This is a genomic window from Nostoc sp. DedQUE02, from assembly GCF_034531035.1.
Taxonomy (GTDB): Bacteria; Cyanobacteriota; Cyanobacteriia; order Cyanobacteriales; family Nostocaceae; genus Nostoc.
Genome location: NZ_JAVRBY020000005.1, coordinates 173,896 through 198,296 on the forward strand (window position 1 = coordinate 173,896; position 24,401 = coordinate 198,296).

Here is a 24,401-nt window from a genome sequence, read left to right on the forward strand (position 1 = left end):
AATGGTGAAAGTACCCGAAAAAATTTTGATGATGCGTTCTCGGTTCGTCGCTTATGGTGTGATGATTTTAGCAGTCATAGCAGCACTGCTGTTGACAAAACTGTTACTGCCAGTCTTTGATCCGAGCGTATTTACATTATTTTATGCTGCTGTGGCAATCAGCGCTTGGTATGGCGGCATGGGGCTTGGAGTATTAGCGATCGCCTTATCTGTAACAATTGCGCTCTATTTTTTAATCGAGCCAATCTACTCCTTCAATTTACTCAGTCAAAACGTTTTGGTACGATTAACCACATTCTCATTAGTATCCTTCTTAATTACTGCACTCTCTTCAGAGTTACGAACTGCAAGACGCAAGGCAGAGACAAGCCTTAAATTGTTGCAAAATAGCGAAATGCGGTTTAGCCGACTAGCAGAATCCAACATCATTGGAGTCATCGTAACTGATATAAACAATGGCTCGATTTTGGAGGCCAATGATGCTTTTCTGAAGATGGTTGGCTATACACAAGAAGATTTGTTAGCTAAACAAATAAACTGGCGCGACATTACTCCACCTGAGTATCTTCTTTTGAGTGAGCGTTCAGTGGAAGAGCTGAAAACTATCGGAGTATGTAAGCCTTTTGAGAAAGAATATATTCGTAAAGATGGCGATCGCATTTCCGTTCTGCTCGGTTCTGTGATGTTAGGAGAGACTCAAGAAACAGTCATTGGTTTTGTTGTCGATTTGAGTAAACGCAAACAAGTAGAAGTGGCATTACAGCAAGCTAACGAGCGATTTGAGTTAGCCGCCTCTGCGGTCAATTGTCTCATTTATGACTGGAATCTAAAGCAGAATACCGTTGAAAGAACTGAGGGGTTAACCCGAATTTTGGGCTATTCCCTCGCAGAAGCTGAACCAACGGGTACGTGGTGGTGTGAGCTTGTCCATCCCGAAGATTTGCAACGTGTACAAGAGGAGGCGAAAATTGCTTTGGCAAATAGCGATCGCTATACTGCCGAGTATCGAATTCGCAACAAAAATAATCAGTACATCCATGTATTGGATCAGGTGATAGTAGTGCAACGGGATGCTGACAAAAACCCGGTACGCTTAGTTGGTAGCACTACAGATATCAGCGATGTCTACGACGAGCTTCGCTTACGCAAGCAGGCAGAAAAGGCAGTCCAAGCAAGCGAAGAACGGCTCAGAAGTTTTGTGAAAGCGAATGTAGTTGGCATCTTGTTTGGTGATGTGAATGGTTGCATCACTGAAGCTAATGACGAGTTTTTGCGAATCGTCGGCTATACCCAAGAGGATATCCAGACAGGTAGATTACGGTGGAATGATATCACACCCTCTGAGTATCTTTATTTAGATGAACTAGCTATCGCCGAGGCCAGAGCCAAGGGAACCTGTACCCCTTATGAGAAAGAATGTATTCGCAAGGATGGTTCCATTGTCCCCGTTGTAGTTGGCTACACCCTTTTAGGAGAATCTCGCGAGAAATCAGTCGCATTCGTTTTGGATATTAGCGATCTCAAACAAGCTAAAAAAGCGCTGAGTCAGAGTCAAGAGCAATTTCAAGCTTTTATGGATAATATTCCCGCCGCCGCATGGATTACCAATGCAGACGGACGTGTAGTTTACCTCAGTCCAACTTATTTGAACACATTTGATTTAGCAACAAATAAGGCGATTAATAAAAATATTTTTGAGCTATACCCAGCCCAAATCGCTCAACCCCTCCTCGATAACATTAGAATGGTTGCCGAGACGAATCAGGTTGTGCAAACGATTGAGTCTATCCCACGCACAGATCGTACCCTTGGCGAATTTTTGATCTATAAGTTTCCCATTGCCGATGCATCTGGCCAACGCCTGGTAGGAGGAGTTGCAATTGACATCACCGAACGCGAACGCATCCTTCGTGAACGTCAGCTTGCAGAACAAGCCTTACAAGAGCGCAGTGAAAGACTTAAACTACTATCGGAAACAACCAGTGATTTGCTTTCAACCGAGCGCCCCTTGGATCTAATGAACAGCTTGTTTAGCAAACTATCGGCGCAGATGGATTTGCATTTTTATTTCCACTATTTAATCGATACGCACGAAAATAAACAGAAACTTCGATTAGTCGGTTGGAATGGGATTACTGATGAAGTCTTTCAAGCAATTGAATATCTGGAATTTAATGAAGAAATGTGCGGACTAGTAGTACAAGAACGCCGTCAAATCGTCGTCAATAATGTGCCGTACTCTAGCTATTCCAAAGCCCACATTTTCCGTGCTTTGCAAATCACAGCCTACGCAGGTCAACCATTAATTGCTCAGGGCAAACTGCTTGGTGTCCTTTCTTTTGCAAGTCGCACCCGTACCTGTTTCACTTCTGAGGAAATTGCTCTATTACAAGCAACCTCCGATCAGGTAGCGGTTGCTCTGGAACGCGCTCAGTTAATGGCTTCGTTACAGCGACGCAAAGAAGAATTGATCAAAGCTAATCGGATCAAAGATGAATTTTTGGCAGTTCTTTCCCACGAACTTCGCACGCCGCTAAACCCGATTCTGGGATGGTCGAAGTTACTGCAAATGAAAAAGTATGATGAAGCAACCACTACTCGCGCTCTCGAAACTATTGAGCGTAATGCCAAGCTTCAAACTCAACTAATTGAAGATTTACTGGATGTCTCTCGCATTCTGCAAGGTAAACTTATTCTGAATATTGCTCCTGTAAATCTGGAAACTGCGATCGCCGCAGCTATAGAAACTGTACGTCTAGCTGCTGAAGCCAAATCTATCAATTTACGATTTACGATCTTAGACTTTCCTGCGGAATCCTACGCGAACGATTTGGAATTAGAAAATCCTCAGAGAAATTTAGAATCTATCGATTTTAACAAGCAACCAGATAATCTCAAATCCCAAATACAAGTTGCGCTAGAAGCACATCAAAGTCGCAACTCCAAATTTCTCGTCACAGGTGATTCTGGTCGCTTGCAGCAAGTTATTTGGAATTTACTTTCTAATGCCATTAAGTTTACACCCCAAAATGGAGAGGTAGAAATCAGTTTAGAGTCTGTTGGTTCTCAGGCTCAACTTCGAGTCAGTGATACAGGTAAGGGAATAAGCCCTGACTTTTTACCATTCGTCTTTGACTACTTCCGCCAAGCTGATGGCGCAACTACGAGAAAATTCGGGGGACTAGGATTAGGGTTAGCGATTGTTCGTCACATTGTCGAGTTACATGGCGGCACAGTTAAGGCAGAAAGTTTGGGTGAAGAACAGGGAGCAACCTTTACAGTCATGCTACCGCTAATTAAAATTCATCTAAATAGCCACCAGATTATCTCTCAACCTGATGATTTGCCCGCCTTAAATGGCTTGAAAGTTCTGCTTGTAGATGATGAGCGTGATACGCGAGAGTTAATTACTTTCATTTTAGAGCAATCTGGCGCGGTAGTAATCCAGGCTGCATCGGCGATCGAAGCACTACGAATTATGCCTCAATTCCAGCCAAATCTGCTGTTAAGCGACATTGGAATGCCGGAAGTAGACGGCTATATGCTGATTCGTCAAATTAGAGCTATGTCACCAGAACAAGGAGGGAGAATTCCTGCGATCGCAATCACCGCTTATGCTGGTGAGGTTGATTATCAACAAGCAATTGCCGCCGGATTTGGGCAGCATATTACCAAGCCAGTAGAGCCAGCTAAATTACTTCGAGCGATCGCTAACCTAATTTATAGTTGTAGTAACCTGCGTTAGATTCCCGACTTTTCGGCAAATTTTGATATTAAAAGTTAATTGAGTTTTTCAATTAACTTTACAACTCGTTCCTTAACTTCATCTCGAACGCGGCGAAAAGTTTCAATTGATTCTCCTGCTGGATCGTCAAGTTGCCAATCTTCAAACACCTCTCTCAACACCCACTCCTGGGGTAAATTAACACCACAACCACATAATGAAATCACAGCATTATAATCATTAACATTGAAATCACTTAAAGGCTTAGAAGTTTGATTGCTAATATCAATACCAATTTCCGCCATAACCTCAACAGTAACGGGATCTACTTGACTTGCTGCTAAACCTGAACTAGCAACAGCAACTTTACTTTCTCCTAATATTCGTGTAAATCCCTCTGCCATTTGCGATCGGCGCGAATTATGCTTGCAAACAAACATCACTTTTTTCATCACTTCTTACCTTTGCTCCTTGTAGGATTTTTGAAAGATTTATCAGCTAATACAGTTCAGTAATCCAAGCATATTGATTTATAAGCTTCTCGATTTAGATGTTGTAAAATAACGTTTTTCAAACCAGAAAGCAACATTCACCAGACCAATCAACACAGGCACTTCCACTAGAGGCCCGACAACAGCAGCAAAAGCAACACCTGAATTAATTCCAAACACCGCAATAGCAACTGCGATCGCCAGTTCAAAATTATTTCCGGCTGCTGTAAAAGCTACACTTGCGGCTCTAGAATAGTCTGTCTTAATTCGCCAAGCCATGTAAAAGCTGACCAGAAACATGATGACGAAGTAGACGATCATCGGAATGGCAATCTTCACCACATCCAAGGGTATGTGAACAATCAAATTGCCTTTCAAGCTAAACATAACCATGATTGTAAATAATAAAGCAATCAGAGTTATGTGGTTGATTTTAGTTATAAATTTCTCGTGATACCACTGCTTACTCTTCGCTTTCACTAAAAAGAAACGAGTGAAAAATCCAGCCAAAAAGGGAATACCAAGATAGATAAACACACTTTTGGCAATCTCGGCAATGCTGACATTTACAATGCTGCCTTTTAACCCAAATAGTGGCGGCAGTACAGTGATAAAAAACCACGCATAAGGACTATAAAAGATGACTTGAAATATACTATTAAAGGCAACCAATCCAGCCGTATACTCTGTATTGCCTCCTGCCAAATCACTCCACACAACTACCATTGCAATACAACGGGCTAATCCAATCAGAATCAATCCCGTCATGTATTCTGGATAATCATGTAAGAAAATAGTTCCCAGAGCAAACATCAAAATTGGCCCAATGATCCAATTCTGAAGTAATGACACACCAAGAACTTTTCCGTTGCGAAATACATCTCCTAACTCTTCGTATCGCACCTTGGCTAGGGGTGGGTACATCATCAGAATTAAGCCGATGGCAATTGGTATATTGGTTGTTCCTACTTGAAACTGGTTGATAAAAGCTTCTACTCCCGGAAAGAAATAGCCCAGGCTTATACCAATAGCCATTGCTAAAAAAATCCACAAAGTCAAGAAGCGATCAATAAAAGAGAGACGTTTTGAAGTCTTTTTGTTCATTACAAAGTTCATGTAGCTGACATTATTCAAAATCTCTTTAGCGATCGCCTACGTTATTCAGATACACTGTGCTAGAACCATCAATCTTAATCGTCGTCACCTTTGTCGAATCAGTGACCTGTGTAACCTTTGACGATCGCTGAGTTTCAATTGATGAATTGGTTGTAGCTGTCCAACTGCTCGCAAAAGCTAACACTCCAAAAAAGAGAGGCAATTTCTTTGCTATTGCGTTCATTGACTTCACCGTTATGGGTAATTTTGAAAGTATATTTATGTCATTTCAACAAAACTTGATGTGTCAATAACAAGCATAGCACCATATAGAAAATTCCATCAAAAAAAGTTGATGTTTTAAGTCAAGAGCGGTAGAATCCAATTTGCTTAATCTTTCTTGGAAATATCAACTAGAGCCTTAAAGCCAACCGGAGCCATTCGGGCGTAGTCATGTCTGAAATCGCTATCCTTTATTGCTAGACCAAGACCAACTACTAGAATTCCAGAAACGATCACTTGAGCAAACAATCTGTTCAGCATCACAAGGGTTCCTATTAGACAGTAAGCAATTTTTTTTAGACGGTGATATTAGCCATCACATCGTTAGTAGCTAAATAAATTCAACGCAAACGGAATCAGTCCTAGTTGACACTTCTAGGGTTTGAACGTATTACCATCGTTGATAACTAAATAAATTAATTCAGCGCAAACAAAATCAATCCTAGTTGACACTTCTAGGGTTTGAAGCTGTGAGATTCTGGTTTCAATGAATTAACTTATCTGAACTCTTTCCTAATCGCAGCAGGGACGTGCAGACGAAATTACACTATTGCGGCTAAAATCTGCCAGATATGACTCTAAAACGTTAAATTGGGGCAAATTCAAACTGTAATAAATCCAACGTCCTTCCTGACGGGAGTTAACTAAGGCAGCTTCCTTGAGGGTTTTCAGGTGAAAAGATAGTTTTGACTGACTTACCCCCAAGACCTCGCACAAATCACACACACATAATTCTCGCTTTCGTAGCAATTGCAATACACTAATCCTGAGTGGATCAGAAAGGGCATGAAAGCCAGCAGGAATTAAATGAGAAATAGTGGCAGCGGGGGTTTGCATGAATTAAATTTCGATAAGAGATTCTATCTCTATTGTGAAGCAGAGACTATGGCTTCAGACTGATAGCGGATGCCAGCTTGCTTAAAGCGATGTAAAACTTCACCCAAGCGATCGCAGTCGGCAATCAAACTGATCCTTACATAACCTTCACCCGCAACCCCAAAGGCATTACCTGGGGTAACAACTACGCCAGTTTGCTGCAATACATTCAAGGCAAAATCCGTGGAACCCATACCCACCGGACACTTCACCCAAAGATACATTGTCGCTTTGGTTCTGGGAATATCCCAACCCAACTCTCCTAACCCGTGAATGAGGAAATCGCGGCGGGTACGGTAACGTTGTTGTACCTCATGCAAATATACATCTGGCAGTTGTAAAGCGGTTTCGGCTGCTGTTTGTAATGCGGCAAAAATACCGTAATCCAAGTTAGTTTTTAGTGTCCGCAAACCTTGAATTACATGGCGATTACCTACGACAAACCCAACACGCCAACCAGCCATATTGTAGGTTTTAGATAAGGTGTGAAATTCCACACCAATATCTTTTGCACCGGGAATTTCTAGTAAGCTAGTGGGTTGATAACCATCAAAAGCTAACTCGGCGTAACACAAATCATGCACCAGCAAGATTTCATATTTGCGGGCAAAGGCGACGATTTCTTCAAAAAATTCGCGGGGGGCGGTGGCGGCAGTGGGATTACTGGGATAGTTAAAATAGAGAATTTTCGCCTGTCTTGCAACTTCGTCAGGAATGGCAGCTAAATCAATTAACCAGTCATTTTCGGGTTTGAGAATTAAACTGTGGATTTTACCACCAGCGATCGCCGGGCCGCGGAAATGTGCCGGATAAGCTGGGGAAGGAACCAGAACTAAATCACCAGGGTTAATATAGGCGATCGCTAAATGAGTTAATCCTTCTTTAGAACCCAGCAATGGCAAGGCTTCGCTATCAGGATCGAGAACCACATCATAACGGCGACGATACCAGTTAGTGATAGCACGGCGGAAACTAGCTGTGCCCTCAAAAGGTGGATAACCGTGATTGCTAGAATCTTTTAAAGCAGCGATCGCCGCTTCGACTACTGGTGCTGGTGTTGCACCATCGGGGTTTCCCATACCCAAGTCAATTAAATCTAACCCTTGTTCCCGTGCTTTAGCTTTCAGTTCATCTAAACGGGCAAATACATAAGGTGGTAGTTTTTGTATGCGTTCTGCTGGGACAATCCAATTTAAACTCATAAAACCTCGTCACTGATTCCCTTAGGCGAAACTCGATTTGTAGTGTCTTTACTATCTATAGGTGCAGTGGTAGAAACCATTGCCGCCATCAATTGTTCCAAAGCGACTTTAAACGGTAGTCGATGGATGTCAGAATTAGGAACTAAAGCCATTTCGGCGGCTGTTTGCAACTCGCCTAATGTAATATTGCCCAATCCCAAATCGCTTAATCTTTGGGGTAGTCCAATTTCTGCATAAAACTTTAATAACTGTTGTCGTGCGGATGCAGCCAGTTGATTGCCTTGTAGCATTTCTTCTAAACGCAGTTGCACTAAAATCCCAAAAGCAACTTTTTCGCCATGAATACTGCCATGTCCTGAAATATGAGTTAAACCATTATGCACGGCATGGGCGGCAACTGTGCGACACTGCGCCCCTCCAAGTCCCCCAACTACCCCGGCAAGTAAAACAGTCGCGTCTACAACTTCTCGCCAAACCTCACTACCTGGTTCTTTCAAGGCTGCGGCTGATTTTTGTAACAAGATATCTCGCAAAACTCGTGCTTGTTGCACTGCGGCAATAATTAAAGTGTCTTGCAAATGTCCACTGCTAACTGAGGCTTCGTACCACTTAGCGATCGCATCACCAATTCCAGCTATTAAAGTGTGTTGTGGTGCAGTTTTAATCAAGTCATAATCGAGTATCAGTAAATCGGGACAACGAGATAGCCCCACGTCATAGAGGAATGCCCCATCTTCCGAATAAACATTTGATAAGGCACTCCAAGCTGCACAGGTAGCCCCTGATGTCGGAATTGTCACCACTGGCAACTGTAACTGCTGCGCGACTAATTTCGCAGTATCTAGGGCTTTGCCGCCACCAACACCGATAATTACATCAGCTTTATGTTCTTTTGCCTTATTCTGTAAAGATTTCAGGCTAGCTTCACAGCAATCTGCACCATAAGAAGCTAGGACAGTATGTAATTGTTGCGCTTCTAAAACTGGTTGCAAATTTTGTTGGCTGATGGCGAGAGTAGACTTACCTGCCACAATCAAGGGACGACTTCCCAAACAGGCGATCTCTGCTGCGGCTGTTTGCAACACCCCAGAACCACGGATTACTTTTGCGGGGGAAACTGTAAGCGTAAATAATGAACTAGAGGTTTGAGTAGACAAAGAAGGTTGGGTAGAAAAATTATTGGGCATATATCTAGTTTGCCAAAACCTTGACATTTCTTAATCAATATAGACTGGTAATCGGGGATACTTGTTGCCAAGCTGGTTTTTGGATGGCTGTAACCCTGCACCCGGCTCATCTAGATTTGAGCCAAGCAATTAAACAAACAAGTTCTGCTGCCGAGTGATTGAGTACTTTGACGACATTGCTTGAATCTATAAATGCCCATTGACCTGAAATTCCGAACTATCAAAATTTTGAATAACCGTATAATTAGTTAACATTAACATTGTCAGATTCTCAAGAAAAGCAATCGAGAATTGATAATGTGTAGGCGATCGTGCTATTTCATGCCATCCTTAGCTCCAGATATATATGTAAAGGTATGCAAATATACGCTCCTACAACCGCTTTATTTGCTGCAAAGAATTTTGAAAATGGTAACAGTGGCAATTAAGACAAAAACTGACAAATCACAGATGTCAGTACCCATTACCCGCGTGCTAATTAACTTTTTCCCACAGTATAACCACTAAAGTGTGAATATCTTAATCTAAAAATAACCATTAATGTATCAGTAAATACAAAATAAATGTTGTCATCCTGATAACAGGTAAATTATTTTTGTTCTTTGGGCATTGGGCACAAGGGGCAGAGGTGCAAAGGGGCAGAGGGAAAAGACTTTCTCCTCTGCTCCCCTGCTCCCCTGCTCCCCTGCTCCCCTGCTCCTCTACTCCCCTACCCCCTTGCCTCTTAAGCAGTAGGTTTTGGCAATTGGGCAAAATTCTCTGTGTAAATTTTGACTGTTACGGGGGAATTTTGATGAGAAACTAGCGATCGCTTGACCTCACCCAAGTAAACTGGTACAGAAATCCCTGCTTCCGGGTGAATAATAGTGCGGGCGCGAACTGTCAAATTGTCATCTTCCCGTGTACCAGAGCGACCATAAGAAAACAGATTACTAGCTGCTTGACGTAAAGTTGCTTCTAATTGTGTGGGTGTAATTTGCGGTGATGTGGCAATTACTGCTTGTGTTGAGCCATTGTCATAAACTAGAGTGTACCGCGCTGCTCCTGGAATCACAGTCCGACTTAAGGGAACTATTGAGAGTCCAAATAAACCAGCAGTCAGCACCAGCATAAAGCCAGTCGTACCCACTAGCCGAAAGCGGATGCCCCATTTGAGAATAAAAGCCAAAACTGTTAAGGCAGCAAATGCCAAGGTTGCTATACCTGACCATTGGGTGTACTGAAGAAAGTTAGCTGTTGTGAGCATAAGCTTGGTTATGGAGGCGTCTTTTTTTCGTTACCGACACACCCATTTTACCGAGAGCTTACACATCTCAAGCTCACCCCACCTGCTATTACTTTTCCAAATTCCTCAGTTATTCAGAACAGTATTGGCTCACTAGAGACGATATGGGGATTTTTAGATGTCTGCAACCTAGTTTGAACACTATCAATTATTGCTAGCCAATCAGCATCTTTGTTCCATTCAGAGTAAATTTTGGTTTTAGTCGCCGCGTCGTAGAGATTACAAAAAACTACATTCTCTTCTCCAGCAGTTGCGGCAAGAATCAGAGGTCTGGAAAAGTCTTGGACTAGCGATACAGCTAAAAGGAAACTTTTAGCAAAGTTCGTTTCTATTCCAGTCCTAACAACATAAATTTCATCCGCTCTAACAACGATGTCTAATTTAATGTTGTCCTTATCTTTAAATTCTTTCGTCGTTAATTTAAGTTCTGATATATAACCAGTCAGCCCTTTCTGCTGCACAGGAATAGTCATTTTATTATTTATATCATAGTTATACCATAAGTAGGATTCTCCACTTAATTCTCCTTTTTTCACATATAAATAGATAGGTTCTGGCGGATTACAAAGACCTAGCTGAATTTTATTAATCATGTTTTATGTTCCTTGATAAAAGATAAAACTTTTTAGATATTCCGTTAAATTCAATATTTTTTAAATTGTGCTTAACTGAAGAAAAATAATAAATATACAAAAGGGCATCTACAAGAGATGCCCGTCATGCAGGAAAACCCCAAAGGGATGTCCCTACACCTTCCCAACAATCAGCAACAGTGACTAATTAGGTATTAGTCACACTCACAGTCACAGACGTGAATATAGCAATATTATTAACTGAAAACTCTAGATGTCCCCAGTGCATACACTGAAAAAACTAATAGCTAATTTTGATGAGATGCAAGCCTACCTTGTTGGTTATAACGATCTATTACTCCACAAATGGCAGCCAAAATTAACCATGAAAGCGCATTCAAACGAAAATCGAAGAGGGTTACATCTACTGTATTCAATAAAATCCATCCAACAAAAGCCAGAAGATAACTGAAAAATATCAATCTGTCTCCTGTATTTATATGTTTTGACTTTTGCAGTAATTGAACAGCTGTAATTAAAATCCAAGCGAGTAAGCCACAAAATAAAAAAGCACTGGGAAAACCAGTTTCAGCAGATAACATCAAAAACAAGTTATGGGGATGACCCAAAGGAATGTGCATCTGGGTTTTGTAAAGTGTACTAAAACTGCGTAACCCCCAGCCAGTCCAAGGATGTTGTTGAGCTAAAGACCAGGCAAACTCCCACTGAGTTTTTCGCATTAAAGCGACTGGTCTATCTGGATACATATCGTCATTTAACCTTGCCCAAAAGAATGTAGGCACTACCCAGCGAAAAATTTGAGCGACTGCTGAGGGAGCAAAAGCTGCCAAAAGCACACTAGAGACGATCGCAGCAACAGCACCTACAAGAATGCGCCAACCTTGGTAGAGTGCATAAGCTAAACAGGCAAAAATCGCGATCGCCCAGCCATTACGCGAGTTGGTAAAAATCAAGGTCATAAAATTTGCAATCACTGTCACGGTTAGAAAGAGAAAGGGAACTGGAGACTGAGCTAGCAGAGGAAAAGTTGCAGTAAGTCTTTTCCCTGTGCCCCTGTGCCCCTGTGCCCATTGTTCCAGCCACAACCCTAGAGCAAGAATGAAAACTATTACTAGATAAGCTGCGAAGGTGTTAGCGTGCAAGAAAAGTGAAGCGATACGACCTGGGGGATTTCCGCCTGGTCTGATTGTCCAACTGAATACAACCCAGACAAACTGGAACTTAAAACTCCAGCCTAAAAATAATTGTCCCAACCCCATAATTATCACTGGCATGGAACCGATCACCAAAGCCCAAGCCATTTGCCGCAATTGGGCAAATGTTTGAATCAGAGCGCTATGAGCGGCGAAAAGCAAAAAAAATGGTAAGAAATTAAATAAGCCGAGGAAAGCTGCTGTTTTGTCTTGAGCAAACCCAGCACTCACGATCAGCAATAGACTCAAAAGGGCAAATCCCCAGTTGAGGGGGCGGCGATTAATTTTGCGGGATTGTTTCAGCCAAGTTATTAATGAGACAAAACCTACAGTCACAGCCCCCACTAAAGGACTCAATGGGAAGATTAACAGTGCCCATAGAGAGTAGTTCCAAGAAGATTGCCAACGAAACTTGAAATAGTCAAAAACCTTGTTCAAGCTGGCTCCCAACATTCCTCACGGGTGAGGCGAATTTGAGCTAAGGCAAAGATGGTAGGAATGATTCGACCATAGTTAGTAGCGATCGCTCTCCACCCTAAATCCGCAAAAAACCAAGTCCACATCATTGGCCCAATCACAGCAAACATGGTGCGGGCTGCCCCATAACGAGCTGCACTCACTGTCATACCCCGTTGCGCCATTTGCATCGCCACATAGCTTTGGAATTGCGTTGCAGCTGCTTCTGAGCCTGTAATTGCCGCTTGTTTGGCTACTTCATAAGTAGCAAAGTGGATGGCAAATTGACGGGCAATTTGCTTAAGCACAAGTGGCTGGAGAAGAGAAGTAACCGCGATCGCACTACCGCCTTTGAAAAGTAACCCCAAGGGGTCAGGCTGCAATAAAAGTGGTAGCGGTTCTTTTAGCTCTGATTTGATCAGGTGACGCTGCACTCGCAGAGTCAATTTTTGTTTTTCCTGTTCAGGTAATTTTTTCCACACCTGTCCTAGCAGATGCAAAAATACTTCTGCTTCTAAATCAATAGTTGCCAGCTGATTAGAATAGGAAATTTTTAGATACTTACATACTTGAACTAAGGCTTGTCGGTAAGTTACCTGGCCTGTGCGTCCCCGTAATACCGTTATCCCATCTGCCGCCAAAAAACGAAAGCGACCCTCTAGTGAATCTAACCAAGCTTTGCGGTCTTGGCTTTGCACTTCGATGGGTTCGGGTGTGTGTACATAGTCTAGGGGATTGAACTTACGACTAAATAGAATTGCCGTTAAGTCTTGCAATTCTTCTTCGGTCGCTAACTCTAGCGCCGCCCTCATTTCATCCAATTTCCCTTCCTCCCTTCCATGCAGCTTCGTGTACCTTATTCTACTATTAGCTTTCAGCAGTCATTAGTAGTAATTTTGTCCTTTGATGATAACTAATGACTATTCAAGAGGCAGGAGGCAGAACTAACCTATGTTTAAAAGCGTGGAACTTTGGCTGTGAAAGCTTTGTATCTCGCTGTACTTTCTGCTCGATACAATTCTTCTTTCTTTTTAAACTAGGTTTTTGACCCAGAACTAAAGTTTTTATTCATACTTCTTTCCTCCTGCCTTCTCTTATAACTAATGACCAATAATTAGGGACTTTTGACTTATGACAGATATTGCAGTGATTGGTGCCGGAATTGCCGGTTTAGTCTGCGCCCAGCAGTTAACTCAAGCTGGATATTCGGTAGTAGTGGTGGAAAAGTCGCGTGGTTTGGGAGGAAGACTAGCTACACGCCGCTTGCATGGAACTTGGGCGGATCATGGGGCTTGTTATCTGAAACCAAAGGGTGAATTGTTGGGACGTTTTGTGGAAATATTGCGTGAGCGCCATATCCTTGAAGTTTGGACAGATGGGGTTTACGAACTCACAGCAGATGTTCCTTTATCTGAACCCAAAAACCGCAGTCCGCGTTATGTTGCACCTGAGGGAATGAGTGCGATCGCTAAATCCCTCGCCCCAGGTTTAGAAATATTACTGAATCAGCGTGTCATCGCTATTACTCCAACTGCTGAAAATAGTTGGTGTTTGACTCTGGAATCTAGTAATGAAGAATTAACTGCAAAAGCTATAGTCCTCGCTATTCCCGCACCCCAAGCTGTAATGCTGTTGTCACCTTTGGGTGAAAGTGTATTGGATGCAGTCTTTTTGGATAATTTGCGTTCTGTAGAATTTTATCTTTCGATTAGTGCGATCGCTGGATATCCTTCTACATTGCAACCCCTCCCTCAATGGAAAGCTCTAACTTTTGTGGATGATGCTGATTTAGCATGGATTGGTTTGGACAGTAGCAAGCGTCCTAACCCTCAACAACCACATTTTGTAGTGCAAAGTAGCGCTGATTTTGCTCAACGTCATCTAGAATCACAGGATTTACAATCTGCTGGAGAGTATATGTTGCAACGAGCAGCTGAATCTCTCTCCCTTCCTTGGCTGAATGCTCCTGAATGGATGCAAGTACATCGTTGGCGTTATGCCTTTCCTAGCCATCCTTGGCACGAAGCTTTTTTATCTGCCGGAACTTCCTCACCTTTAGTTTGCTGTGGTGATTGGTGTGGCGGCAATCTTGTCGAAGGTGCGATGCTTTCTGGATTAGCTGCTGCTGAGGAAATTAATAACCAGTTGCATCATCTATCTTTCGATAATGTGAACTTTTTAAACGTTTTTGCCCGATCATTTAATCTGTCGCTAGACTGATTTTGCACTATAGGTGAGTCGCTATTTTTCTGACTGACTAAATCAAAGTGCAACCAATAAGTTTCTTAGATGAAATAGCAAATTTTGTCGCAAACCTCAAAATTGATGTAAATTACCCAAAAAGCTTAAATTAATGAAAAACTTGTTCCTAATTCAAGTTTTTTATTGCCGTTAATCTTGATCCCCTAGCCTTAATGCTGCATTTTATGTAGATTTCTGCTACAAAAGCAGAAGTTTAAAATAATTAGGATTATAAATATAAAATGTCGGTATACCAGGTTATTGGATGCTATTTTAATAAGTCATGCTAGGAGACAGTATAAACTTTAATTAAAATAAGCCAAGCCAAATGTCTGGCATTGTACCAATAATCAAGGCTAGTTTCAGGGTCTATTGCATCTATCAGTTAAAAGTAGTTTAACTGACTTTTAATGACGACATTGCCATCTAAAAAAGTTATTTTATTCACCAAGCATTGACTTGATTAAAAAAGGAATTTAAAAACCATGAAAACGGTAGTCAATTTCACACAGCAATCAATAGTAGGAGAGATTGAAAGCGTTTTGGATACATATCCATCCCATCCATATCAACAAGCCTTTGCAATTCCTGATTTACGCCAAGAGCTAATTACTTTCGTCCTCAACCGCATTCCCTCCTTTTACAGTGTCATGTCTGATGAACAGATGCCGCTAGCAGAGGCTGAACAAGGAAGCTTGGCTTATTACAAATTGCCTCGTAAACCTTTAGAACAGCAACTACATTTACAAAATTTGATTCACCAAGGCATTTGTTTAATCGTTCAAGAAAAGTCAGATTGGATTAGCGATCATGTTTGTGAAACAGTTGAATCAGCTTGTGAACCTTCCCATTGGTTTGGTTAATAACTATAACAAGATTTGGCTTTCTGCTGAAATATAATCATGTCCGCAGTTAATTTTTGAATATTGGGCCAATCCCACGACTAAAGTCAGTATAAAAGACGTGGGATTAGCTCAATATTTTTTTCAAAGCACACCCTTCTCCTATGGTTGACACTATACGTAAGATTAGGGACGAGGATTAAAATAATTCTTCCCCAACTTTTAGTGAATTATTTAGATAAAGCATTCAGTATATTACTCTTGAGGTGTAAACTTTGACAATGACTAAGTTCAAAGGACATCCCAGGATATGAGAAAAATAAATGCTTTAATGCTGGTAAATATTACTGTGACTATCGGGGTGGTAGCATTAACATCCAAAGTCACTAATGCCCAATTATTTTACCCACCAGCAAGCGATCGCCATTCATTAATGGTAATGGGTCAAGGAGTGGTGAGAGTGCCAGCAGATACAGCAGATATTGAATTGGTATTCAGTAGCGGAGAGAGCAATGATGAGTTACAAACGCAACCATCAGCCTTCCCAGAAACCCGCCGCCTATCCTCACCCTCCAGGTATGCCTCCGGCACGCCAAGGGCGAACGGCAGTCCCTCTTTGTTGGAACAAGACCGGGCTGCCTCACCGACTCTACTTTTAAATTACAAAACAGCAGCAGAACCTTTACCAAACAAAAAATCCCTAACTAAAGCAACTCTTCAGCCTGTAGTGGATAGCCTAGTTGCTAAAGGGATTAGTGCTGATAAAATTCAAGTGCAAATTAACCCTAATTCTAGTGAAAATAACGCCAGGATATTGGTGAAACTGGAAAAACCAACACGCGATCGCGTCCAGGAAATTGTTGCTACAGCGAACAAGTCTACGAGCCAAATTGAAAACCTTTCTGTTAAGAGCGTCGGTGTTGAATACTCAGTTAATGACTGCCAAGCTTTGCAGAGTTCAGTTTATCAATCAGCGATGAAAGATGCTCAAAGCCGCGCTCAAGCTTTAGCAACTGCGATGGAAGTTAAACTTAGTACTCCTTCTGTAGCCGAGCCATTTTACACATTATTTTATCCCTCATGTAATTCTAAAACTGGAGTTCCTTTACCTTCATTTGCTAGTGTTTTATTATCACCAGCTTATAATCCAGATGCTCCGGCAGAAGTTGAAATGAAAAAGGATATTTTTGTGACATATACAACGAAATAAACATTTATATGTAGTGCGATCACACTTTGATATAGTCAAAATTGGAAGTGCGATCGCTTAATTATTTTTACGGCATTCCCACTTAATCAGCTAATTGCCTAATCTCATAATGCTAATTCTACAAATAGGGAATTTTGCTCCAAATGATATTTTGTTTGAATGGAAAAATAACCAAACTGCTGAAGTTTCTTTTAAAGTTTAAGGGAAAATATATAGTACAAAGCTTGAGTTTAAAGATGATTTTGTCGATGATTGTCGACTATTTAGTTTAATTCTACAAGTAGTTGATAAAACTGTGCCTAATGGCGGCATATTTTACCCACTTGATAATGGAAATAATTATATCACTGGGTACATTTTTCTAACCAACGAACAGCGACGATTGCTCAAATCTGAAAGATTGGTTGTACTTTCTCCACCAACTAACTGAAAAAATAGAAATTGAGGTTACTCATTTGAAGTTCTAGTATATCAGGACTTACGCTATTCACTAGAGTCTAGACTAGATTGCAGATTTAAAACTCCAATCATGAAAAAACTCCAGAAATGTTTGTGACAAATCTGGAGTCAGGAAAGATACGCATTTACCTATACCAAATTTTCACCGTGAGAGAATCCTACGTCATCAGGGTATACACTCAAATGTGGATTAAAATGTCTAGTGGCAAACCACTGTGCTTCTTGTTTACTACACCTTCTCTGTTGGAAGTAACGCAAAACAGCCCCAGATAAACTGAGGCTGTTTTGCGAGAGTTGATTGGCAGCAGGGAGGAGGGTTACATCAATAAATGATGTCTGTGTTAAATATAGATAATTCAGTATGTATCCTTATTCAGCCATGTTTTGGCATATCAGGATAATTTAGAAAATTCTGATTGCTTTTTTTAAAAAGAAACTCCAGAATGCTTAAGTGCATCTGGAGCAGTAACAGGTTTCTAACATGAATCAATTTTTACTTATGCGATCGCCCAATGTCGTTAGGGTATATACTTAAATATATTTTATGCCTATTTATCCGGAAATCAACCAACAAATTACCTTCTTTTATACCCATAACCTCAAGACATCTACAGAATTCTACGAGCAAAAACTCGGATTAGAGTTATGGCTTGACCAAGGAAGCTGTCGAATTTATACTATTATTGGTTCTGGATACTTAGGATTGTGTCAAGCAAACGAAAAATCAACTCCCCCAACCAACAAGCAATCAAGTGTCATTTTTACTCTGGTAACACAGCAGGTAGATGAATGGTTTGAATATCTCAAAGAACGTGGCATCGAATTTGAAAAGCCACCCACACTAAATGAAAAGTACAACATTTACCATTGCTTTTTCCGCGATCCTGATGGTTATTTGATTGAAATTCAACGTTTCGAGACTAACGATAAGAAAAAAGACATAACCAAATAAGTTATGTCTAAATGTTTAATTTACAGGGCAGGATTGTTACAGGTTAGAACTTTTAGATTTACTGGGGTACACGATATCAACTAATGCTGTATGGACATTATCGATAGGAATGTACCTTTTCTTCTATATATTTATCGGGATGAAATGTGGAGTTTATGCAGCCACTAAAAAATCGTTACATTTATTTATAATTGCTGTGTATGTCTAGCCAGTTGTAAGCATCGCTCTTGATTTTTATATAATTTCCACCTAATTATTGCTCACAAAAACTTTTTGGATAAGTCCTAATAATAAGTATTTAACCGGACTTGATATTGGATAACAGAAGCTAGAATACAATCACTGCCGTGAGCATATCATGTTCTTTAGCAAAATTACTTTTAAAGTATCTTCTTTACTATTAGTTACTAATTGTGCTACTTTGATAGCGATTATTTTTAAGCTAAAAAATGCTTAAAATATCGGTTCACGAAATATTTTATTAGGGTGACTACATGATAATCGAAAAAATAAAATGGATACACACAGCATTACAACCTAAAGGTTCAGTAATGAAATCAACTTTCAAACATATTTTATGGAGTGGAGCTTTCGGATTTTTAATTTCTCTGCTTTACCATTTTGACAAACCTGTATCCCAACCTATTTTAGGAAGTGTTATTCCTAGTATTGTTTTAGGTTTGTTACTTGTATTTCGGACAAATACTGCTTATGAGAGATTTTGGGAAGGAAGAAAATGCTGGGGATCTATAGTAAATAACGTCCGAAATCTAGCGCGGCAAATTTGGGTATCAGTTGATGAAATTTCACCAGAAGATAAAGCCAATAAAATCACGGCATTAAACTTATTGGCAGCTTTTGCTGTAACAACTAAATTACATTTACGAGGAGAGGCTGTCAATAGCGAATTAGAAGATTTAATGCCATCTACTAAGTATATAAAACTGAAAATTATGAATAATCCGCCTATAGAGGTTGCTTTTTGGATAGGAGATTATTTACAGGAACAGTATCATCGTAATTGCCTTAATAGCTACCAGCTAACATCTATGCAAGAATTATTGAATAATCTTGTGGATAATTTAGGTGCTTGCGAACGGATTTTAAAAACGCCTATGCCATTTGCTTATGCGATTCATTTGAAGCAATTGCTGGTTTTATATTGCTTTTTGCTACCATTTCAGATAGTACAAAGTCTTGGTTGGTGGACAGGTTTAATTTCTGCTTTGGTTGGTTTTACAGTGTTTGGTATTGAAGCCATCGGCTTAGAGATAGAAAATCCTTTTGGTTATGACGCTAATGATTTACCATTAGATACAATTTGCGAGACAATGAAACGCAATATTGACGATTTAATTACTTTGACTCCTAATGCGCGATCGCACAGAGAAAGTATATGATTAAAGTAAACAAATTTTCATTAATCATTTTTAACTACTAACTTTTTATATAGAACTCATATTTGATTTATGAAAAAATTCAGTACAACTCAAAGAGGCTTCTTGACTGTTGCCTCTTGCCTCTTGCCTCCTACGTAAATAGGCTACGCTACCCTGCGCTAACAGAAATCAAATCGGATTGCTATAGACTCCGAATCGCCATCTCTAACCCTTCACATACACGAGTAAGAAAATCTAAATCCAAAGTAGCGATCGCATCACTAACTTTGTGATAATGTGGATTTCGCAAGAATGCCGTATCTGTCACCATCATTGCCGGATAACCCAAATCCCAAAATGGAGCATGATCGCTAAGTCTGGTTTGGGGAACTATTAAACCTCGATTCGGCACGGGTAGCCATTGACTAGATACGCCAGCTTTGCGAATATTACGGCTCATCCCAATTAAGTCAGGTAATGTCCGCAAATTACCAATTAAAGCAATAAAATCACCCGTATCTGGGTAGAAGCGTTCCAGAGGAGGGGGATAACTCTGGGAACCAGGTGTAGAATCCTTGTAGCCCAGCATTTCTAAGGAGATCATTAAGCGTAGCTGTTGCTTTTCTTGATGCAACAGGGCTGCATAGTCAGCACTACCCAATAAGCCGTATTCTTCCATATCGAAAGCAACCAGTCTTAAAGGATATCTGACAGCTTCGGCAGCAAACTTTCTTGCCAATTCCAGCAACACCGCTACACCTGTAGCATTATCATCAGCCGCAGGTGTTCCCGGAACGCCATCATAATGAGCACCAATTAAAATCGGTGGCAAATCCTTTTTTTGCCCTCTAGTTCGGGAAGGTAAATTTAATATCAAGTTATTACAAGCTTTACCTCTAACTTCAAAGGTGTGGATTTCCACACTCCCCCATTGAGAAAATTGCTGGCGGATGTGTTCTTGGACAAAAAAATGTCCAGCGCTTGCGATGTAAGGATCGCGTTCTCGCGCTATCTCACTTAGGGAAGTTTGTAATCGCTCTGTTAAATTCAAATCTTTAAAATAGTGGCAATATTTAGAGTTTTCCGATACTTAAAAAAGCAGAGCAAGTATTATTAAGGTGCATTGACTAACTTGCAGATACCGTAAACAGAAGTAGGCGGATAACTAGAATTGAGGCTGCTTGGGCATAGCAACCATCTCAATGCTATCCTAGTCTTGCAACTATCTCCTCTAGCTGCACTTCTTAGCTTACTGCCTTAATGATGAGTATTATACCATTGAGGTGTTTTTATCTTGTAGCACAAAGCTAGAAGTAGTTCCGCCCAATCATAATAAATATATAAGACACTTTAGGAGAAGAGTAACGCATGGGCAAGGTAGTCGGCATCGACTTGGGTACAACCAACTCAGTAGTCGCCGTTATGGAGGGTGGCAAGCCGGTGGTGATTGCCAATGCAGAAGGAATGCGAACAACCCCCTCCGTAGTTGGCTTCAGCAAAGAAGGTGAAAGGGTGGTTGGGCAAATGGCACGGCGACAAACCGTCCTCAATCCCCAAAATACCTTTTTTGCAGTTAAACGCTTCATTGGGCGCAAGTATGGCGAACTTAATCCAGATTCCAAGCGTGTACCTTATACCATCCGCAAAGACGAAGTAGGTAATATTAAAATTGCCTGTCCTCGTCTGAATAAAGATTTTGCCCCAGAAGAAATTTCGGCAATGGTGCTAAAGAAATTGGCAGACGATGCTAGTCGCTATTTGGGTGAACCAGTCACAGGGGCAGTGATTACAGTACCCGCCTATTTTAATGATTCTCAACGGCAGGCAACCCGCGATGCTGGCAGAATTGCTGGTTTAGAAGTGTTGCGGATTCTCAATGAACCGACTGCGGCATCTTTGGCTTATGGATTAGATCGAGGTGACACGGAAACTATCTTAGTATTTGACTTGGGTGGTGGCACATTTGACGTGTCGATTTTAGAAGTAGGCGATGGGATTTTTGAAGTCAAAGCTACCAGTGGAGATACGCAACTTGGTGGGAATGACTTTGACAAAATAATCGTAGATTGGTTAGCAGAGCAATTTCTGGAAACAGAAGAGGTAGACTTAAGACGCGATCGCCAAGCTTTGCAACGTCTAATGGAAGCGGCGGAAAAAGCCAAAATTGAACTTTCTGCTGTCAGCGTCACCGATATTAACTTACCCTTCATCACTGCCACGGAAGATGGCCCCAAACATCTAGAAACTCGTCTGACTCGTTCCGAGTTTGAAGGTTTGTGTGGTGATTTGGTGGGGCGATTGCGGACACCAGTAAAACGAGCGCTCAAAGATGCCGGACTTTCACCTAGAGACATTGAAGAAGTTGTATTAGTTGGCGGTTCTACACGGATGCCAATGGTGAAGCAGCTGGTGCGGGACTTGATTGGCACAGAACCCAACGAAAATGTCAACCCCGATGAAGTCGTGGGAGTAGGTGCAGCAATTCAAGCAGGTATTCTCGCTGGCGAACTCAAAGATGTGCTGCTTTTGGATGTCACGCCCCTTTCTCTGGGATTGGAAACCATCGGCGGCGTGATGAAAAAACTTATTCCCCGCAACACCACCATTCCAGTCCGTCGTTCTGACATTTTTTCCACGTCTGAAAATAACCAAAATACTGTGGAAATTCACGTAGTCCAGGGCGAACGGGATATGGCAGCAAATAACAAGTCTTTAGGGCGTTTCAAGCTCTATGGTATCCCACCAGCGCCACGAGGAATTCCCCAAGTTCAGGTGTCATTTGATATCGATGCTAATGGGATTTTACAGGTAACAGCTTTAGATAGAACCACTGGGCGAGAACAAAGTATTACCATTCAAGGCGCTTCCACCTTGAACGAGTCGGAAGTGAATCGGATGATTCAGGATGCTCAAAAATATGCCGATGTCGATCGCGAACGTAAAGAGAGAGTAGAAAAGCGGACTCGTTCTGAGGCGTTGATTTTCCAAGCAGAACGACAACTTAGAGAAGTAGCACTGGAATTTGGTATGCAGTTTGCCCGCAGCCGCCGCCAAAGAATTGATAATATTTGCCGACAACTAAAAGAGAGTCTGAAGGAAAATAGCGATCGCGGGATCGATCAAGCCTACGCCGACTTGCAAGATGCTCTCTATGAGCTAAATCGGGAAGTCCGCGAGTCTTATGCTGAAGATGAAGACGACGACTTATTTGGTACTATCCGTGACATCTTTACTGGCGGTGAGAAAGAACGAGAATCTCCCAGAGATACATATCGGGAACGCGACTCATACGGTAAAGATTATGGCAAAGATTACGGTAGAGACTATGGCAGAGACTATAACCGGGATAGTCGTTCCTCTTATGAAAACCGTCCTCCACGCAAATCACGTCCCAGCTACCAAGATAACTGGGATGATGAAGAAGATAATGATTGGTTGTAAGTAGGAGGCAGGAGACAGGAGGTAAAAGCTGCTCAGAAAGCTGATTTCACTGGTTGGCATTTTATGTTAATTCTGTCTACCTGATTAATATTTCTGATAAGAGTTAAGAGTAGAAGTTAAAAATTAAATCTTTCAACTCCTAACTCCTAATTAATCCAAAATCTAAAATCTAAAATTTAAACAACTGACTATGCAAAATTTGCCGAACTTTCGCGATTACTATGAGATTTTAGGAGTATCTAAAGATGCCTCTGGTGAGGAAATTAAAAAGGTTTATCGGCGGTTAGCAAGGCAATATCACCCCGATCTCAATCCGGGTAACAAAGAATCTGAGGAAAAATTTAAAGATATTGGCGAGGCTTATGAAGTTCTTTCCGATCCAGCCAAGCGATCGCAGTACGATCAGTTTAGCCGCTACTGGAAGCAAAAAGGCTTCGCAGGCAACAAACAAACACCCAAAGCTAAAACTTGGCAGAGTGGCGCTAGCGATCGCAACGACAATCAAGACGTAGATCCCAGCCAATTCTCCGACTTTGAAAGCTTTATTAATCAAGTTATCGGTGTCAAAAATAAGGGTGGGGCAAGTAAGCCTAGTAATGGCAATAATAGCGATCCGTTTCGTTCCCCCAGAACAAAAGTTGCTTACACAGTTAATCCCCCACCTCGCGCTACTCGTCGAGATATAGAAGCCAGACTAACGCTACCACTAGAAAAAGCTTATCAAGGTGGTAATGAACGCATTCGTTTAGAAGATGGGCGATCGCTAGAAGTTAATATGCCTCCAGGTATGGTAACAGGTCAAACCATCCGTTTGCGAAACCAAGGTGTTGGTGGTGGCGATCTATACTTAAAAATTACCGTTCAACCTCATCCATTATTTAAGCTAGAAGGTTTAAATATCGTCTGCCAAGTACCAGTTACTCCCAGCGAGGCAGTTTTAGGAGGACAGGTAGAAGCACCTACTCTTGATGGCCCTGTGAAAATGACCACCCCTCCTGGAGTTAGGTCTGGTCAAAAATTTCGATTAGGTAATAAAGGCTACCCCAGCGATGACGGCAAACGTGGCGATCAATTAGTAGAAATTCAAATAGTTACACCGAAAAATATTACTCAAGAAGAACGGGAACTGTACGAAAAATTGCGGCAAATTGAAACCTTTAAACCCCGTGCTGATTTAATCCGTTAAGGATATAGCCCACATTTCATACTTCATTTTTTACTATAAAAATCGATACGAAAATCTGGAAATATCTACTGATTTTTCAGAGTATAAATACTTAATACAAATGATACATTGAAGTTGACAAACAACGCCAAAAGTATCAATAACTACTCTAAAGTTGGAATTTTTTACATCCTATATTTTAGAGTAATACAGTTCAGATAAGCCCAAAACACTTGTAGAGACGGCGATTTATCGCGTCTCGAAAACCCAAAATTTTGCCAGTGGCCCTTAACCCAAGTGCATTGTATTTTAAAGGAAAAAAATGAGA

The 24,401-nt window shown here is 41.2% G+C and carries 20 protein-coding genes; 8 read left to right on the plus strand and 12 right to left on the minus strand.

Annotated elements, in window-relative coordinates; translation table 11 throughout:
• Position 1: 1 nt before the first annotated feature.
• Positions 2-3,745, plus strand: coding sequence for a PAS domain S-box protein (locus RMX98_RS07405; RefSeq protein ID WP_322677313.1), 3,744 nt, complete (start codon positions 2-4; stop codon positions 3,743-3,745).
• A 35-nt stretch (positions 3,746-3,780) separates the two neighbouring features.
• Here the strand turns inward: RMX98_RS07405 and arsC are convergent, their stop codons facing one another.
• The 11 genes from arsC to RMX98_RS07460 form a co-directional block, all read right to left on the minus strand.
• Complete coding sequence (gene arsC, locus RMX98_RS07410) at positions 3,781-4,176, minus strand: arsenate reductase, glutathione/glutaredoxin type (protein WP_322677314.1); 396 nt, start codon at positions 4,174-4,176, stop codon at positions 3,781-3,783.
• Positions 4,177-4,254: 78 nt separating this feature from the next.
• On the minus strand, positions 4,255-5,319 hold the full coding sequence (gene arsB, locus RMX98_RS07415) for an ACR3 family arsenite efflux transporter (RefSeq protein ID WP_322677315.1): 1,065 nt from the start codon (positions 5,317-5,319) through the stop codon (positions 4,255-4,257).
• A gap of 37 nt (positions 5,320-5,356) precedes the next feature.
• Positions 5,357-5,554 (minus strand): hypothetical protein, encoded by a 198-nt coding sequence (locus RMX98_RS07420; protein ID WP_322677316.1) that lies wholly within the window; start codon positions 5,552-5,554, stop codon positions 5,357-5,359.
• A 146-nt stretch (positions 5,555-5,700) separates the two neighbouring features.
• Positions 5,701-5,853 carry a hypothetical protein gene (locus RMX98_RS07425; protein ID WP_322677317.1) on the minus strand — a complete coding sequence of 51 codons (153 nt, stop codon included), beginning with the start codon at positions 5,851-5,853 and terminating at the stop codon, positions 5,701-5,703.
• A 252-nt stretch (positions 5,854-6,105) separates the two neighbouring features.
• Complete coding sequence (locus tag RMX98_RS07430) at positions 6,106-6,429, minus strand: metalloregulator ArsR/SmtB family transcription factor (RefSeq protein ID WP_322677318.1); 324 nt, start codon at positions 6,427-6,429, stop codon at positions 6,106-6,108.
• A gap of 29 nt (positions 6,430-6,458) precedes the next feature.
• Complete coding sequence (locus tag RMX98_RS07435; RefSeq protein ID WP_322677319.1) at positions 6,459-7,670, minus strand: aspartate aminotransferase; 1,212 nt, start codon at positions 7,668-7,670, stop codon at positions 6,459-6,461.
• Positions 7,667-8,857 carry an iron-containing alcohol dehydrogenase family protein gene (locus RMX98_RS07440; RefSeq protein WP_322677320.1) on the minus strand — a complete coding sequence of 397 codons (1,191 nt, stop codon included), beginning with the start codon at positions 8,855-8,857 and terminating at the stop codon, positions 7,667-7,669. Before RMX98_RS07440 ends, RMX98_RS07435 begins: the two co-directional genes overlap by 4 nt.
• 724 nt (positions 8,858-9,581) lie before the next feature.
• Complete coding sequence (locus RMX98_RS07445; RefSeq protein WP_322677321.1) at positions 9,582-10,103, minus strand: Ycf51 family protein; 522 nt, start codon at positions 10,101-10,103, stop codon at positions 9,582-9,584.
• A 113-nt stretch (positions 10,104-10,216) separates the two neighbouring features.
• On the minus strand, positions 10,217-10,735 hold the full coding sequence (locus RMX98_RS07450) for a hypothetical protein (RefSeq protein WP_322677322.1): 519 nt from the start codon (positions 10,733-10,735) through the stop codon (positions 10,217-10,219).
• A gap of 287 nt (positions 10,736-11,022) precedes the next feature.
• Positions 11,023-12,381: an O-antigen ligase family protein gene (locus RMX98_RS07455; protein WP_322677323.1), complete on the minus strand. Its 1,359-nt coding sequence runs from the start codon at positions 12,379-12,381 to the stop codon at positions 11,023-11,025.
• A complete protein-coding gene (locus RMX98_RS07460) occupies positions 12,363-13,205 on the minus strand; it encodes a hypothetical protein (protein WP_322677324.1) in 843 nt (280 codons plus the stop codon). Before RMX98_RS07460 ends, RMX98_RS07455 begins: the two co-directional genes overlap by 19 nt.
• Positions 13,206-13,515: 310 nt before the next feature.
• On the opposite strand from RMX98_RS07460, the gene RMX98_RS07465 reads away from it, so the two are divergent.
• The 5 genes from RMX98_RS07465 to RMX98_RS07485 all read left to right on the plus strand — a co-directional run bounded on the left by RMX98_RS07465 (position 13,516) and on the right by RMX98_RS07485 (position 19,488).
• A complete protein-coding gene (locus RMX98_RS07465) occupies positions 13,516-14,604 on the plus strand; it encodes an NAD(P)/FAD-dependent oxidoreductase (protein WP_322677325.1) in 1,089 nt (362 codons plus the stop codon).
• A gap of 506 nt (positions 14,605-15,110) precedes the next feature.
• The gene (locus RMX98_RS07470; protein ID WP_322677326.1) at positions 15,111-15,488 is read left to right on the plus strand and encodes a hypothetical protein; all 378 of its coding nucleotides are present in this window, start codon (positions 15,111-15,113) and stop codon (positions 15,486-15,488) included.
• Positions 15,489-15,777: 289 nt separating this feature from the next.
• A complete protein-coding gene (locus tag RMX98_RS07475; RefSeq protein WP_322677327.1) occupies positions 15,778-16,677 on the plus strand; it encodes an SIMPL domain-containing protein in 900 nt (299 codons plus the stop codon).
• A gap of 1,003 nt (positions 16,678-17,680) precedes the next feature.
• A complete protein-coding gene (locus RMX98_RS07480) occupies positions 17,681-18,088 on the plus strand; it encodes a VOC family protein (RefSeq protein WP_322677328.1) in 408 nt (135 codons plus the stop codon).
• 494 nt (positions 18,089-18,582) lie between these two features.
• Positions 18,583-19,488 (plus strand): bestrophin family protein, encoded by a 906-nt coding sequence (locus tag RMX98_RS07485; protein ID WP_322677329.1) that lies wholly within the window; start codon positions 18,583-18,585, stop codon positions 19,486-19,488.
• Positions 19,489-19,669: 181 nt separating this feature from the next.
• Here RMX98_RS07485 and RMX98_RS07490 read toward each other — a convergent pair whose 3' ends face one another.
• On the minus strand, positions 19,670-20,518 hold the full coding sequence (locus tag RMX98_RS07490; protein ID WP_322677330.1) for a M28 family peptidase: 849 nt from the start codon (positions 20,516-20,518) through the stop codon (positions 19,670-19,672).
• A gap of 317 nt (positions 20,519-20,835) precedes the next feature.
• On the opposite strand from RMX98_RS07490, the gene dnaK reads away from it, so the two are divergent.
• Together dnaK and RMX98_RS07500 are read left to right on the plus strand one after the other, a co-directional pair.
• Complete coding sequence (dnaK, locus tag RMX98_RS07495) at positions 20,836-22,908, plus strand: molecular chaperone DnaK (protein WP_322677331.1); 2,073 nt, start codon at positions 20,836-20,838, stop codon at positions 22,906-22,908.
• Between the two features lie 190 nt (positions 22,909-23,098).
• Positions 23,099-24,094 (plus strand): J domain-containing protein, encoded by a 996-nt coding sequence (locus tag RMX98_RS07500; RefSeq protein WP_322677332.1) that lies wholly within the window; start codon positions 23,099-23,101, stop codon positions 24,092-24,094.
• Positions 24,095-24,401: the final 307 nt, after the last annotated feature.

What these genes read in the sequence shown, in the direction of transcription:
- dnaK (WP_322677331.1), top strand. Translation starts at nt 20,836, where the DNA reads ATGGGCAAGGTAGTCGGCATCGACTTGGGTACAACCAACTCAGTAGTC.
- RMX98_RS07425 (WP_322677317.1), bottom strand. Translation starts at nt 5,853, where the DNA reads ATGCTGAACAGATTGTTTGCTCAAGTGATCGTTTCTGGAATTCTAGTA.
- RMX98_RS07500 (WP_322677332.1), top strand. Translation starts at nt 23,099, where the DNA reads ATGCAAAATTTGCCGAACTTTCGCGATTACTATGAGATTTTAGGAGTA.
- arsC (WP_322677314.1), bottom strand. Translation starts at nt 4,176, where the DNA reads ATGAAAAAAGTGATGTTTGTTTGCAAGCATAATTCGCGCCGATCGCAA.
- RMX98_RS07405 (WP_322677313.1), top strand. Translation starts at nt 2, where the DNA reads ATGGTGAAAGTACCCGAAAAAATTTTGATGATGCGTTCTCGGTTCGTC.
- RMX98_RS07485 (WP_322677329.1), top strand. Translation starts at nt 18,583, where the DNA reads ATGATAATCGAAAAAATAAAATGGATACACACAGCATTACAACCTAAA.
- RMX98_RS07440 (WP_322677320.1), bottom strand. Translation starts at nt 8,857, where the DNA reads ATGCCCAATAATTTTTCTACCCAACCTTCTTTGTCTACTCAAACCTCT.
- RMX98_RS07465 (WP_322677325.1), top strand. Translation starts at nt 13,516, where the DNA reads ATGACAGATATTGCAGTGATTGGTGCCGGAATTGCCGGTTTAGTCTGC.
- RMX98_RS07455 (WP_322677323.1), bottom strand. Translation starts at nt 12,381, where the DNA reads ATGTTGGGAGCCAGCTTGAACAAGGTTTTTGACTATTTCAAGTTTCGT.
- RMX98_RS07475 (WP_322677327.1), top strand. Translation starts at nt 15,778, where the DNA reads ATGAGAAAAATAAATGCTTTAATGCTGGTAAATATTACTGTGACTATC.
- RMX98_RS07480 (WP_322677328.1), top strand. Translation starts at nt 17,681, where the DNA reads ATGCCTATTTATCCGGAAATCAACCAACAAATTACCTTCTTTTATACC.
- RMX98_RS07420 (WP_322677316.1), bottom strand. Translation starts at nt 5,554, where the DNA reads ATGAACGCAATAGCAAAGAAATTGCCTCTCTTTTTTGGAGTGTTAGCT.
- RMX98_RS07450 (WP_322677322.1), bottom strand. Translation starts at nt 10,735, where the DNA reads ATGATTAATAAAATTCAGCTAGGTCTTTGTAATCCGCCAGAACCTATC.
- RMX98_RS07445 (WP_322677321.1), bottom strand. Translation starts at nt 10,103, where the DNA reads ATGCTCACAACAGCTAACTTTCTTCAGTACACCCAATGGTCAGGTATA.
- RMX98_RS07430 (WP_322677318.1), bottom strand. Translation starts at nt 6,429, where the DNA reads ATGCAAACCCCCGCTGCCACTATTTCTCATTTAATTCCTGCTGGCTTT.
- arsB (WP_322677315.1), bottom strand. Translation starts at nt 5,319, where the DNA reads ATGAACAAAAAGACTTCAAAACGTCTCTCTTTTATTGATCGCTTCTTG.
- RMX98_RS07435 (WP_322677319.1), bottom strand. Translation starts at nt 7,670, where the DNA reads ATGAGTTTAAATTGGATTGTCCCAGCAGAACGCATACAAAAACTACCA.
- RMX98_RS07470 (WP_322677326.1), top strand. Translation starts at nt 15,111, where the DNA reads ATGAAAACGGTAGTCAATTTCACACAGCAATCAATAGTAGGAGAGATT.